General features: G+C 43.2%; 10 protein-coding genes, 1 tRNA gene and 1 pseudogene. 11 read left to right on the top strand and 1 reads right to left on the bottom strand.

Annotated elements, in window-relative coordinates; all coding sequences use genetic code 11:
• The 11 genes and pseudogenes from tuf to KPX09_RS05560 form a co-directional block, all read left to right on the top strand.
• A pseudogene (gene tuf, locus KPX09_RS02075) lies at positions 1-124 on the top strand (elongation factor Tu); the annotation flags it as partial.
• 24 nt (positions 125-148) lie between these two features.
• Positions 149-222 (top strand) — tRNA-Trp (locus KPX09_RS02070).
• A gap of 20 nt (positions 223-242) precedes the next feature.
• Positions 243-443, top strand: coding sequence for a preprotein translocase subunit SecE (secE, locus tag KPX09_RS02065; protein ID WP_249548736.1), 201 nt, complete (start codon positions 243-245; stop codon positions 441-443).
• Complete coding sequence (nusG, locus tag KPX09_RS02060; RefSeq protein ID WP_249548735.1) at positions 433-993, top strand: transcription termination/antitermination protein NusG; 561 nt, start codon at positions 433-435, stop codon at positions 991-993. The genes secE and nusG overlap by 11 nt, the downstream gene beginning before the upstream one ends.
• Positions 994-997: 4 nt before the next feature.
• Positions 998-1,444 (top strand): 50S ribosomal protein L11, encoded by a 447-nt coding sequence (gene rplK / locus KPX09_RS02055; protein ID WP_249548734.1) that lies wholly within the window; start codon positions 998-1,000, stop codon positions 1,442-1,444.
• Between the two features lie 14 nt (positions 1,445-1,458).
• On the top strand, positions 1,459-2,109 hold the full coding sequence (rplA, locus tag KPX09_RS02050; protein ID WP_249548733.1) for a 50S ribosomal protein L1: 651 nt from the start codon (positions 1,459-1,461) through the stop codon (positions 2,107-2,109).
• Positions 2,110-2,140: 31 nt separating this feature from the next.
• On the top strand, positions 2,141-2,623 hold the full coding sequence (gene rplJ / locus KPX09_RS02045) for a 50S ribosomal protein L10 (protein ID WP_249548732.1): 483 nt from the start codon (positions 2,141-2,143) through the stop codon (positions 2,621-2,623).
• 161 nt (positions 2,624-2,784) lie between these two features.
• Complete coding sequence (gene rplL, locus KPX09_RS02040) at positions 2,785-3,189, top strand: 50S ribosomal protein L7/L12 (RefSeq protein WP_249548731.1); 405 nt, start codon at positions 2,785-2,787, stop codon at positions 3,187-3,189.
• 39 nt (positions 3,190-3,228) lie between these two features.
• Positions 3,229-7,377, top strand: a complete 4,149-nt coding sequence (gene rpoB / locus KPX09_RS02035; RefSeq protein ID WP_249548730.1) for a DNA-directed RNA polymerase subunit beta — start codon at positions 3,229-3,231, stop codon at positions 7,375-7,377.
• Between the two features lie 12 nt (positions 7,378-7,389).
• Positions 7,390-11,619: a DNA-directed RNA polymerase subunit beta' gene (gene rpoC / locus KPX09_RS02030; protein WP_249548729.1), complete on the top strand. Its 4,230-nt coding sequence runs from the start codon at positions 7,390-7,392 to the stop codon at positions 11,617-11,619.
• 386 nt (positions 11,620-12,005) lie between these two features.
• On the top strand, positions 12,006-12,131 hold the full coding sequence (locus tag KPX09_RS05560) for a hypothetical protein (RefSeq protein WP_275973591.1): 126 nt from the start codon (positions 12,006-12,008) through the stop codon (positions 12,129-12,131).
• Between the two features lie 388 nt (positions 12,132-12,519).
• Here KPX09_RS05560 and KPX09_RS02025 read toward each other — a convergent pair whose 3' ends face one another.
• Positions 12,520-13,152: a ribonuclease HII gene (locus tag KPX09_RS02025; protein ID WP_249548728.1), complete on the bottom strand. Its 633-nt coding sequence runs from the start codon at positions 13,150-13,152 to the stop codon at positions 12,520-12,522.
• Between the last annotated feature and the right edge of the window lie 402 nt (positions 13,153-13,554).

The following is a 13,554-nucleotide window of genomic DNA, read 5'->3' as shown; positions in this document are numbered from 1 at the left end:
TGATAATCTAAGTATAGAGGTAACATTGGATAAGCCTGTTGCAATAGATAAGGGGCTTAGGTTTGCTGTGAGAGAAGGTGGAAGGACTGTTGGCTCAGGTATTATTACTGAGATTTTGGAGTAGTTTTTGTATCTGGAGTTATAAGCTAGGAGTGTAGTTCAATGGTAGAACATCAGTCTCCAAAACTGAGAGTATGGGTTCGACTCCTGTCACTCCTGCCATAATTTCGTAGGTGGTTGCTATGATAGGCAGTTTTGCTAAATTTTTGTTGGATGTTAAGCAGGAGACATGTCAGGTTTCGTGGGCTTCCCGAAGGGAGGTTTTGGTGTTCCTGTTGGTTGTTATTCTGACTGTGGCGCTTTCGTCTGTCTTGTTTAGTTGTGTGGATTTTGTATTCTTGAGGCTTGTTAAGGTGATGCTTGGGGTTATTTATGAAGCATGATGCTGTTGGTCACGAGTGGTACATAATCCAAGTTTCCTCAGGAAATGAGGAAAAGATATCGCAGATGATACTTGAGAGGTCTATGCAGTTGGGAATGTCGGACATGTTTCGTGAGGTTTTTATTCCCTACGAAGAGGTCACTAAGATCAAGTACAACAAAAAGGTGCAGATAAAGAAGAAATTGTCGCCGGGATACGTGTTTTTGTATATGAAACTGTGTGACGATTCCGTGAATTTTGTGCGTAAGATTCCTAAGGTGTCCAATTTTCTCCTTGATGACTTTGGTGTGCCTAAAGTGATCCCGCTGGCTGAGATGGATGCTATGCGCAGTCGTATGTGTCAGGGTGTTGCTAGTGATGCAGGTGATAACATTTGCGGCTTTGAAGTTGGGGATGAGGTAGTTATTAATGATGGCTTGTTCCAGGATTTCAATGGTAAAATTGAGTACGTCAATGAAGAGAAGAAAGTTGCTGGTATTAGCGTGATGATTTTTGGACGGTTAACTAAAATAGAGTTCAAGTTTAGTAGTATACAGAAGGTAGGGGAATAGTTTTATGAGTAGTGCTGCGTTACTTTCGAGGATAAACCTGGTTATGGAGGCGGGTAGAGCTGCGCCTGGTCCCAAAGTGGCTTCTGTATTGGGTCCTAGGGGGATTCCTATGCCGCAGTTTTGTAGGGAGTTTAATGAAGCTACTAGCGCCCAGGGTACGCCATATGAGATAGGTGATTTGGTTACTGCTAGGATATCGGTTTATGTAGATAAAACGTATAGTTTTACTATAAATGATTCGCCGGTGTCGTTCTTATTGAGGAAGGCAGCTGGTTTAACAAAGGGGTCTTCTGCGCCGGGTAAGGAGAGCTGCGCTAGTATAAAGATGGAAGAAGTGGTCAAAATTGCCGAACGTAAAATTGCAGACATGAATGCTGACGATATTGAGGCTGCGGTGAAGATGGTCATCGGCACAGCAAAGTCCATGGGCATTACTGTAGAGGGAAGATAGGAGGTTTGCGTTTTATGTTGGATAAGAATAGTGTCTATACTCCGGAAGAAGGTATTGATCAGCTTTTGAAGTCTACGGCTGCTCGTTTTAAGGAATCGGTGGATGTGGCGATAAAGCTTTCTACCGGTGATTCAAGGTCTGGTGACTCGATAAGGGGAGTTGCTATACTGCCTAAGGGGCTAGGTAGAGAAGTTAAAGTGGCTGTTTTAGCTAAGGGTGAATATGCTAAGCAGGCTAAGGATGCGGGTGCTGATGTCGTTGGAGACTCTGACTTAATAGAGGAGGTAAAGAAGGGGCGCAAACTTGATTTCGACTGGTGTATTGCTACCCCGGATTTTATGTCACAGGTTTCTGCTATCGCTAAAATTTTGGGTCCTAGGGGATTGATGCCTAACCCGAAGTTCGGCACGGTTACCTTTGATGTTGCTAAGATGGTTGGTATCGTGAAATCTGGTCAGGTGAGGTTTAGATCTGATAAATATGGTATTGTTCACGTGAAGATTGGGGATGTGGGATTTTCTCGTGAGGACTTGATGGAGAATCTTCGGGCTGTGGTTTCGGCTGTGCAAGGTCTGAAGCCTGCTACGGTTAAGGGTGCTTTCTTTAAGGCTGTGTTCCTGAATTCTACCATGGGTAAGTCTTTTAGAATAACTGGATTGGGTTGATTCGTGCGCAGGGTAGAATTAGAGGTTTACGGTGAAGCGGGTAGATAAAGAAAGGCATTTAGAGAATCTTAGCGGGTTATTCGCGAAATATGGGAGTTTTGTTCTGGCTAACTTTGGGTCGATGACTGCTGGAGACTTTGTAGCATTGCGGAAGGAAGTAAAGGCTTCAGGATGTGGGTTGTCTGTGGTGAAAAATAGTATAGCTTGCATTGCGCTTGAGGGGACTGGTAAAGAGGAATTGCGCGACAAATTCAAAGGTTCAGTATTTGTGGTGTATTCCGATGATGTGATTACGCTTTCAAAAACTCTATATGCGTTTACAAAAACTAAGGCTGGTAAGGTATCGGTGATTTGTGCGTATGATGGGGGAAAAGTTCTGTCTTCGGAGCAGGTGGTCTTTTTTGCTACATTGCCATCTTTGGAAGAATTGCGTATGCGTATTGTGGGGCTTATCGCTTACGGTATTCCTATGCGGTTGGCTAATTGTTTGAAAGCCATAGGAGGCAATGAGTGAGTTGTCTTATTTGTACTTAGGGTAGTGGTTTTTATTGGAGTTACTTAGGCTTTTCGTTGTTTTTTGGCGTATTGAGCTTAGTGTCTGTTGTGGTGCTACCAGTTGTGTGCAGGCCTCCTGTAGAGGGTTATTGATAAGAGGTAGGGTTTAGGGAGTTTGTTATGAGTAGTGTTGATTTAGATGATTTGGTCGAGAAGATTTGTGCTCTTGATCTGTGTAGTGCTGCAGCGTTAGTAGAGAAGATAGAGGAGAAGCTAGGGTTCCCTAAGGGTGGACTTATGGCTTCTGTTTCTGCGGCTGGAAGCGCTTCTCAAGGTGCTGGTGGGGCTGCTGAAGCTGAAAAGACAGAATTCGTTGTTATGTTTGATGGCTATGCGGCTGATAAGAAGATCGCTGTTATTAAGGCTGTTAGAGAATGTACAAGTCTTGGTTTGAAGGAGGCTAAGGACTTTGTTGAGCAGGAAGGTTCAAGAGAATTAATTGAGGGTAAGAAGTACAAGAAGGCTGAAGCTGAGGAAGTTAAGAAGAAGCTTGAAGATGCCGGGGCTCAGGTAAGTTTGAAGTAATCTCGGGTATTTTTGTTGTAATGGTTTTTGAGGGAATTGATGTCTTCTGCGGGTAGTTCTGGTCCCGGGTATGTGCTGAATGATTTTGATGCTGTTCCTAGGCTTTCTTACGCGAGGTCTATAGACATTCGCGATTCTTTGAGTGATTTGATAAGAATACAGAGAGATTCTTATGATGCCTTCATAGGGATTGATGAGGGTAGTAGTGGCGGTATACAAAGCATATTCCAGTCGATGTTTCCCATACGAGATCCTTTGGGGAGGGCTGTGCTTGAGTTCGTGAGTTGTAATATTGGGGAGCCTCAATATGATGAATACGAGTGTATAAAACGGGGGATAACGTTTTCTGTACCGATGCGCATAACTCTTCGTTTTGTTGTGTGGAAGGTGCAGGAGGTTTCATTTAAGGAAGTTAAGTACGTCGTAGATGAGGGCACTCTTGAGAGGAGTGTTAAGTACATGAAGGAGCAAGAGGTGTCTATTGGTGATCTGCCGATGATGACATCATACGGAACCTTCATCATCAATGGTATAGAGAGGGTTATTGTTTCCCAGATGCATCGGTCTCCTGGTGTCTTTTTTGACAGCGATAAGGGGAAGACGTACAGTTCTGGGAAGCTAATTTATTCTGCGCGTATCATTCCTTACCGGGGGTCGTGGCTTGATTTTGAATTTGACATCAAGGACATCATTTATTTCCGAATAGATAAAAAGCGTAAACTTCCAGTCACCTACTTATTGAAAGCGCTTGGGATGTCTAACAATGACATCCTAGACACATTTTATGACAAAGTTCTTTACGTAAAAAGTGATAAGGGTTGGAAAGTGCCCTTTGTAGTGGATCGCTTTAAGGGTGTGAGGCTGTCTTACGATCTTATGGACGTAGATGGTAATGTGCTGATTAAGGCGAATACTAGGATTACTCTTAGAATTGCTAAAAAGTTATATGCTGATGGCTTAAGGGAGTATTTAGTACCTTTTGCGGGTATTTCTGGGTTATTCGTGGCAACTGACTTGGTAGATCCTGCTAGTGGTGCTGTGATTGTTTCTGCGGGTGAGGCGATAGCTTCGGAGCACATTGTAAAATTAGAATTGTTTAATATCAGCGAGATAGCGTTTTTGAACATAGACTTTTTAACAGTTGGTCCTTATATTCTGAATACTTTATTTTTGGACAGGCATATAACGCAAGAGGATGCGCTGTTTGAGATATATAGGGTGTTGCGTTCTGGAGAATCTCCAAATTTAGAAGCTGTAAGGTCTTTCTTTAAAGGGCTCTTTTTTGAGCCGGACAGATATGATTTATCAGTTGTTGGAAGAATTAAGCTGAACAGTAATTTGCGCTTAGATATAGATGAGAATCTCACTGTCCTTACCAAGGATGACATAGTGCATGTAATAAAGAAGTTGGTTTTATTGCGTGATGGTGATGGTGTCGTTGATGATATAGATCATCTTGGTAATAGGCGGGTAAGGTCTGTGGGGGAGTTCATAGAGAATCAGTTCCGGGTTGGTATATTACGGCTCGAAAGGATGATTATGGACTACATGTCCTCGGTTAACTTTGATAATGCTGTGCCGTGTGACTTTGTTAATCCTAAGATCTTGGCTACGGTCTTGAAAGACTTTTTCAGTTCTTCGCAACTTTCGCAGTTTATGGATCAGACTAATCCTCTCTCAGAGGTTACGCATAAGCGTAGGTTATCGGCGTTGGGTCCTGGGGGTTTAACAAGAGAAAGGGCTGGTTTTGAAGTGCGAGATGTTCACCCAACGCACTATGGTAGGATATGTCCGATTGAGACTCCGGAAGGGCAGAATATTGGTCTTATTAGTAGCCTCGCTATATATGCTAAGATAAACAAGTATGGCTTTATTGAGAGCCCATACAGGAAGGTTATTGATGGGGTGGTCACTGATTCTGTAGAGTATCTTTTGGCAACACAGGAGAGTGATTATTATATAGCTGATGCAGGTGCTGCACTCGATGAGAATAACCGTTTTGTAGATGATATGCTGTATTGTCGCCATGGCGGTAACTTCGTGATGGTGAAGCGTGAAGATGTGAATTACATTGATGTATCTCCAAAACAGATAGTTTCTGTCGCGGCGTCGCTGATTCCGTTTTTGGAAAACAATGACGCGAACCGTGCGCTTATGGGTTCGAACATGCAGCGTCAGGCGGTTCCATTACTAAAGGCTGAAGCGCCTTTGGTGGGTACTGGTATGGAGTCAGTTGTTGCAGCGGGTTCTGGGGCTGTTGTATTGGCTAAGCGTGATGGTATAGTACATAGGGTTGATGGGTCTTATATCGTAATCAGGGCTTTTGATAAGAATAAGGACGAGTATCTTGGTGTTGATATATATAAGCTAAGGAAGTTTCAGCGTTCAAATCATAATACGTGTATCAATCAGAGGCCTATAGTTAAGATAGGGGATTACGTTAGGACTAATGATGTTATTGCCGATGGTGCCGCTATAGATCGTGGTGAGTTGGCGTTGGGTAAAAATGTCCTTGTTGCCTTTATGTCATGGCAGGGTTACAACTTTGAGGACTCTATAGTAATATCCAGCGATGTTGTGAAGAGGGACGTATTCACTTCTATTCATATAGAAGAGTTTGAGTGTGTTGTACGAGATACTCCGCTTGGTCCCGAGAAGATCATGCGTTCAGTGCCGGATGTGAATGAGGAAAGTCTCAGTCATTTGGATGATGTTGGGATTGTAAATATCGGGGCTGAAGTTTCTGCTGGTAGTGTTTTGGTGGGTAAAGTTACCCCAAGGCCGCCGGTTTCATTACCGCCTGAGACGAAGCTGTTGGTGACGATTTTCGGTGAGAAGGTATTTGATTGCGTTGATTCTTCTTTATATTTGCCGCCAGATGTTGAGGGGACGGTTATAGACGTTCATGTGTTTGTTAGAAGGGGCGTTGAGGAGAATGATAGATCTTTGCTTATCAAGCAAAGTGAGGTAAATAGCTTCAGGAAAGAGCGTGATTATGAAATAGATGTTGTCAGTGAGTACTTCTATGATGAGCTGAAGAAGTTGCTTTGTAGTGCTGATTTGTCCTTGAATGGTCATGCTGATGTAGGGAGTCTTGTGGCTACGAAGTCTTTGGAAGTATTGTGGGAAATGGGTCTATCGAATCCTGAGATATCTGCCAAAGTTGCTGATATGAAGAGCAAATTTGATGAGTTGGTTACTGAAGCCCATAGTAAATTTGATCAAAAGATAGATAAGCTCAATTACGGCTATGATTTGCCGCAGGGTGTTCTGACTATTGTAAAGGTCTTTGTGGCTGTTAAGCATAATTTGCAGCCAGGCGATAAGATGGCTGGTCGGCATGGTAACAAGGGGGTTATTTCGAGAATAGTCCCTGTTGAGGATATGCCGCATCTAGAGGATGGTACGCCTGTGGATATAATCTTGAATTCTTTGGGTGTACCTTCGCGTATGAATATAGGGCAGATCCTTGAAACTCACTTGGGTTGGGCTGCGGTGAATTTGGGTCATAAGGTAGGTAGAATACTTGATTCAGGGGAAGGAGAGCCTGTAGTTGAACGTATTCGCAGCTTTTTGAGCGAAGTATATGAAGGGCAAAAACTCAAGGAAGATGTAGCTTCTATGTCGGATGAGGCTTTGCTTAAATTTGCTAATAGGCTCAGAAGAGGTGTTCCTATGGCTGCTCCGGTGTTTGAGGGTCCGAAGGATGCGCAGATTTCTCGGCTTTTGGAGTTAGCAGATGTTGATCCGTCTGGGCAAGTGGATCTTTATGATGGGCGTTCAGGACAGAAGTTTGATCGCAAGGTAACGGTTGGATACATTTACATGTTAAAGCTCCATCACTTGGTGGATGACAAGATACATGCTAGGTCTGTTGGTCCGTATGGTCTGGTTACTCAGCAACCTCTTGGGGGAAAGTCGCACTTTGGTGGGCAGAGATTTGGGGAAATGGAATGTTGGGCATTGCAGGCCTATGGTGCCGCTTATACTTTGCAGGAAATGCTAACTGTCAAATCTGACGATATCGTAGGTAGGGTAAGAATCTATGAATCCATAATTAAGGGGGATAGCAACTTCGAGTGTGGTATTCCTGAGTCGTTTAATGTCATGGTCAAGGAGTTACGCTCACTGTGCCTTGATGTTGTTCTAAAGCAGGATAAAGAGTTTACTAGTAGCAAGGTGGAGTAGGGATTTACAATTATGAAGACGTTGGATTTGTATGGCTATACCAGTATAGCACAGTCGTTCGATAAGATTTGCATATCCATAGCTAGTCCAGAAAGTATAAGGGCTATGTCCTATGGTGAAATCAAGGATATCTCTACTACTAACTATCGTACCTTTAAGGTGGAGAAGGGGGGGCTATTCTGTCCTAAGATCTTTGGTCCGGTTAATGATGACGAGTGTCTTTGTGGTAAGTATAGGAAAAAGCGCTACAGGGGCATTGTTTGTGAGAAATGCGGAGTGGAGGTAACTTCTTCTAAAGTTAGAAGAGAGAGAATGGGACACATAGAGTTGGTCTCACCTGTCGCTCATATTTGGTTTCTTAAATCCCTGCCGTCACGTATAGGTGCTTTGCTGGATATGCCTTTAAAGGCTATAGAAAATATACTTTATAGCGGAGATTTTGTAGTAATTGATCCGGTAGCTACTCCTTTTGCTAGGGGGGAGGTGATCAGTGAGGTAGTTTATAATCAGGCGCGGGACGCCTACGGTGAGGATGGATTTTTTGCGCTTACCGGTGTCGAAGCTATAAAGGAGTTGCTGACTCGTCTTGATTTGGAGGCTATTAGGGCTACTTTGAGGAACGAGCTAGAGTCAACTTCTTCAGAAATGAAGCGTAAGAAGGTTGTTAAGAGGCTCAGGCTTGTCGAGAATTTTATTAAGTCTGGTAATAGGCCGGAGTGGATGATCTTGACTGTGATTCCTGTTCTTCCACCAGATTTGAGACCATTGGTATCACTGGAAAATGGTAGACCTGCGGTATCTGATTTAAATCACCATTATAGGACGATAATAAATCGTAATAACAGGTTGGAAAAGCTGCTTAAGCTGAATCCTCCTGCAATCATGATACGCAATGAAAAGAGGATGCTGCAAGAAGCGGTGGATGCTCTGTTTGACAGTAGTAGACGTAGTTATGTTTCTAATAGAGTTGGAAGCATGGGCTATAAGAAGTCTCTTAGTGACATGCTAAAGGGTAAGCAGGGTAGGTTTAGGCAGAACTTGCTTGGTAAAAGGGTGGACTATTCTGGTAGGTCAGTAATAGTTGTTGGCCCTAGTTTGAAGCTGCATCAGTGTGGTCTTCCCAAGAAGATGGCTCTTGAGCTGTTTAAGCCGTTCATTTGTTCTAAGTTGAAGATGTACGGTATTGCTCCGACTGTAAAGTTGGCTAACAAGATGATCCAAAGTGAGAAGCCTGATGTTTGGGATGTTTTGGATGAAGTGATTAAAGAGCATCCTATTCTCCTGAACAGGGCTCCTACACTGCATAGGTTGGGGCTTCAGGCGTTCGATCCTGTATTGATAGAGGGTAAGGCAATACAGTTGCATCCGTTGGTATGTAGTGCGTTTAATGCCGATTTTGATGGTGATCAAATGGCGGTGCACGTGCCATTGTCTCAAGAGGCGCAGCTTGAGGCGCGTGTATTGATGATGTCTACGAATAACATCTTGAGTCCTTCTAACGGTAGGCCGATTATAGTTCCGTCCAAGGACATCGTTCTTGGAATATACTACCTAACGTTGTTAGAAGAAGATCCTGAAGTGCGTGAAGTGCAGACTTTTGCAGAGTTTAGCCACGTGGAGTACGCGTTGCATGAGGGAATTGTGCATACGTGCTCAAGGATAAAGTACAGAATGCAGAAGAGCGTAGCGGATGGTACTGTATTTAGCGAGATAGTTGAGACTACGCCTGGTAGGTTGATATTGTGGCAGATATTTCCGCAGCATAAGGATTTGACTTTTGATCTGATAAATCAAGTGCTTACGGTTAAGGAGATTACGTCCATTGTGGACCTTGTATATAGGAGTTGTGGTCAGAGAGAGACGGTTGAGTTTTCTGACAAGCTGATGTATTTGGGATTCAAGTATGCTTCGCAATCAGGTATTTCTTTTGGTTGTAAGGATATGATTATTCCTGATACCAAGGCTGCGCACGTTGAAGATGCTAGCGAAAAGATAAGGGAATTCTCTATACAGTATCAGGATGGTTTGATAACCAAGAGTGAGCGCTATAACAAAGTGGTTGATGAGTGGTCTAAGTGTACCGATTTGATCGCTAGGGACATGATGAAGGCTATATCTTTATGTGATGAGAAAGGGAAATATAACTCGATTTACATGATGGCGAATTCTGGGGCTAGAGGTTCTGCGTCTCAGATGAAGCAGCTTGCTGGTATGAGAGGTTTGATGGCTAAGCCGTCAGGTGAGATTATTGAGACTCCGATTATTTCGAATTTCAGGGAGGGGTTGAGTGTATTTGAATATTTTAATTCTACTCACGGAGCTCGTAAAGGTCTTGCTGATACGGCGTTGAAGACTGCTAACTCCGGATATTTGACTCGTAGGCTTGTGGATGTAGCGCAGGACTGCACGGTTGTTGAACATGATTGCGGCACCAGCGGGGGTGTTGTTGCGAGAGCGGTCATAGAGGGTGGTGTTGTAGTGGCAACGCTGGATAGTGTGGTATTAGGAAGGGTCGCTGCTGTAGACACCTATAATCCTGTTACAGGAGAGAAGTTATTCACCTCGGGCGAGCTGATTGATGAAAGCAAGCTTGATAAGATAAGAGTTGCGGGGTTGGATGCAGTGAGGGTGCGGTCACCGCTAACTTGTGAGTCTAAACAAGGTATTTGTGCTCTATGTTATGGTAGAGATCTAGCGATTGGGGATTTGGTGTCCATAGGAGAGGCTGTAGGTGTGATAGCTGCTCAGTCTGTCGGGGAGCCAGGTACGCAGCTGACGATGAGAACGTTCCACGTTGGTGGTACTGCTATGCGTGGTGTTGAGGTATCTAATCTGATAGCTTTGATGGATGCGACTGTTAAACTGGTTAACAGTAATGTGGTTACTGACAAGTATGGTAATCAGATAGTTATGAGTAGGTCGTGTGAGGTTGTGTTGCTAGATGCTGCGGGCAATGAGAAGATGCGGCATAGTGTGCCATATGGAGCTAAGTTATATGCTACCGAAGGGCAGTCAGTAAGTATGATGGAGAAGATTGCTGAGTGGGATCCTTATACTATACCTATTATCACTGAGAAGACAGGTACTATAAAGTATGTTGACCTTATATATGGGGTCTCTATAAACGAGGTACTTGATGAATCAACTGGTATTTCTAACAGGGTGGTTGTAGATTGGAAGATGCATTTGCAAGGTGCGAATCTGCGACCTAGGCTTGTATTGCTAGATGATAATGGTGCTGTGGTGACATTGTCTAGTGATTTGGAGGCGAGTTATTTTGTCCCGATAGGTGCGGTATTGAATGTGCAGGACGGACAAAGGGTACATGCTGGTGATGTTATCACGAGGATACCTAGGGGCTCTATCAAGACGCGTGATATTACTGGTGGTCTACCTAGGGTTATAGAGCTTTTTGAAGCACGTAAGCCTAAGGAGCATGCTATTGTGAGTGACGTTGATGGATACGTTGAGTTCGGTAAGGATTATTACCGTTCGAAGAGGCGTATATTTATACGTCCTGTGGACAAGAGCTTGCCTGTAGTTGAATATCTAGTTCCTAAGGGTAAGCACACAATAGTCAATGAGGGTGATTTTGTGCATAAGGGTGATCTGTTAATGGACGGGGATCCTGATCAGCACGATATCCTTAGGGTGTTGGGAACTGAAGCGTTGGCAAATTACATGATATCTGAGATCCAGCAGGTATATAGGTTGCAGGGTGTTAAGATAGATAACAAGCACATAGAGGTGATACTCAGGCAGATGTTGCAGAAGGTAGAGATTACTGAGCCGGGTGATACAATGTACCTGATAGGCGAGCATGTCTCTCGTGAAGAGGTCATGAAGCTGAATAAGAAGCTTGCTGAAGCTGGTAAGAAAGAAGTTTCTTATGTGCCTATATTGCAGGGGATCACTAAGGCTAGTCTGGATACTAACTCTTTCATATCTGCTGCGTCATTCCAGGAGACAACTAAGGTATTGACTGAGGCGGCTTTTGCAGGAAAGGAAGATCCTTTATATGGGTTGAAGGAAAATGTGATTGTTGGTCGTCTGATACCAGCAGGTACGGGATTCATAATGAATAAGATCAAGAAGCTTGCTATGCTTGATCAGAGCGACTATGCAACATATTACAATAGTGAGTTGCGAGGAATCATGGGTGATTTGGGAAGCTCTATAATTGAAGATTCCCAAGCTCCAACTCCTGATGGTAGCATAAGCGGCTCCGTTGTGGATTATTAGGGTAATTGCGTAGGATATTGTGGTAGGGTTCTCAGTGGTGAGGTACTCTGCTGCAATTTTATGAGGTCTGTAGAGGGCGGTCTTTTGATGGATTCGTTATTTCCTTTTGCTTAGTCTTGGGGTTATTTTGGAGGTATCTACCTATCGGTGTGGTATAGTGTAAAAGCTATTTTTCTTCCATTATAAAAAGCCATTTAGACTCCGAGGATTGGTTTTCACCGCATATTCTTGTGCTCTTAATCGGGTGACTAAGATGTTGGATCATATACTTCTGTAGTTTATTAGCAGCGCACATTTTATTTGAGACATGACTTCTCTACAAAAGTCACGGTTCTTCCAGTTTTCTCGTTGTGATCAGGTATTATGTAGGTTTTTAATAGTCCGTAATGGGTGTGTTTTGCTATGGGACTCTAGTACGAGGGACACTTGTTGTGGGTGATGTTTTGGGTGATATAGAGAGCAGAGTACAACTTCCTCACGATAGAATAAGTGCTTCTGTTAAGTATTACTAGAATAATTGCCACGGTTTTTTGTTGGTAAGTCTTTTTAGTAGTCGCATTCTGCTACACTATTACAAGGGCTATAGAGATGCTGTCTTTGTGGGGGTATAGTATTTTTGTAAGTAAGTATCTCGGAGTCATTCAGAGAACACGGTGTGCTTCTTACTCTAGTCAGGTTACTGAGGTGTTTTTTGAGTACATGTTCTTGTGCTTTTAGCAGTGTACATTTTATTTGAGATATGACCTCTCTTGCGAAAGTTACGGTTCTTCCAGTTTTCTCATTGTGATCAGGTATTATGCAGGTTTTTAATAGTCCTCAATAGGTGTATTTTGTCCCAGGGGGTCTAGTATACGGGAGACACTTGGCGTGGCGATGTTTTGGGTGGCACAGAGAGTAGAGTTATTCTTCTTGGTTTTTTGTTGAGGTTATACACTTTTTTACAGGGGCAAATGTTTTTCGATGGAAGGGGGTAGCTCCGTGCTGTTTGAGAGCGAATATATGGGCTGCTGTACCATAACCGCAGTTCTTGTTCCAGTGGTATTCTGGGTATTGGTCGTGTAATTCACGCATCATGTTATCTCGTGTAACTTTTGCCACTATGGAAGCAGCTGCGATTGATATGCTGAGTTCATCCCCGTTGATTATGGATTTGCCTGGCCATTGGGACTTTAATTCCCTTGAGCCATCGACTAAAACAAGGTCTATGCGTTGCAGATTAAGGTTTTCTAATGCTCTTCTCATTGCAATGTGTGATGCTACTAGTATGTTGTGCTCTTCTATCTCATCGATGCTTGCTAAGCCAATGCCACATACGGTGTGGGATATAAGTTCCTTATAAAGAGCATCACGTTTTTTCGAGGTAAGCAGTTTAGAGTCTTTTATATTTGGGATACACTCGACATTGCGGTCCGGTATATACACAGCAGCAGCGACCACTGGGCCGGCTATTGAGCCATATCCAACTTCATCAACGCCAACAACAACAGCGTTGGAATCATGGCTGAATGACTCTTCATAAAAGAAGTTAGGCATAGGGCAAAGATTTTATAATAACCAGAGATCATTGTGTTTGTTTATGCTTAAGTCAAGCGAGATATTACTTTGGTGATTACCAAATATGTCTGCATATGGCATAGTGAAGTAAGAATTGTAAGTATGGTTGGGCTTATGTTTCAACTTTAAAACGCAAAAACAAAGTACAACTTCTAGTAGTTTATTATAATGCTAGGGTAAAGGCTTACGTAGAGCATGTTTGTACGGGGCTTGTGATGTCTCCCTAGATTTTTCTTTTCATGGTTAGCAAAAGGTTTGTTGAAGAAGACCATTCTTGTTGGTTGCTATCAGGGCTTTAGCCAGTTATTTTGGGTTGTGGTTTATTCTTCCTAACTAACGTAGATTCTAGTCGTATGTGTGGAAAGTTAGGTTAGTGAGAAT

It is taken from the genome of Anaplasma phagocytophilum (assembly GCF_023476575.1).
GTDB classification, from domain to species: domain Bacteria; phylum Pseudomonadota; class Alphaproteobacteria; order Rickettsiales; family Anaplasmataceae; genus Anaplasma; species Anaplasma phagocytophilum_A.
Note: the sequence above shows the minus strand (reverse complement) of the source record. Positions and strands in the feature narration are given on the sequence as shown.

Coding starts and splice junctions, on each gene's coding strand:
- rplL (WP_249548731.1), top strand. CDS start 2,785: ATGAGTAGTGTTGATTTAGATGATTTGGTCGAGAAGATTTGTGCTCTT.
- rplA (WP_249548733.1), top strand. CDS start 1,459: ATGTTGGATAAGAATAGTGTCTATACTCCGGAAGAAGGTATTGATCAG.
- secE (WP_249548736.1), top strand. CDS start 243: ATGATAGGCAGTTTTGCTAAATTTTTGTTGGATGTTAAGCAGGAGACA.
- KPX09_RS05560 (WP_275973591.1), top strand. CDS start 12,006: ATGGGTGTGTTTTGCTATGGGACTCTAGTACGAGGGACACTTGTTGTG.
- rpoB (WP_249548730.1), top strand. CDS start 3,229: ATGTCTTCTGCGGGTAGTTCTGGTCCCGGGTATGTGCTGAATGATTTT.
- nusG (WP_249548735.1), top strand. CDS start 433: ATGAAGCATGATGCTGTTGGTCACGAGTGGTACATAATCCAAGTTTCC.
- rpoC (WP_249548729.1), top strand. CDS start 7,390: ATGAAGACGTTGGATTTGTATGGCTATACCAGTATAGCACAGTCGTTC.
- KPX09_RS02025 (WP_249548728.1), bottom strand. CDS start 13,152: ATGCCTAACTTCTTTTATGAAGAGTCATTCAGCCATGATTCCAACGCT.
- rplK (WP_249548734.1), top strand. CDS start 998: ATGAGTAGTGCTGCGTTACTTTCGAGGATAAACCTGGTTATGGAGGCG.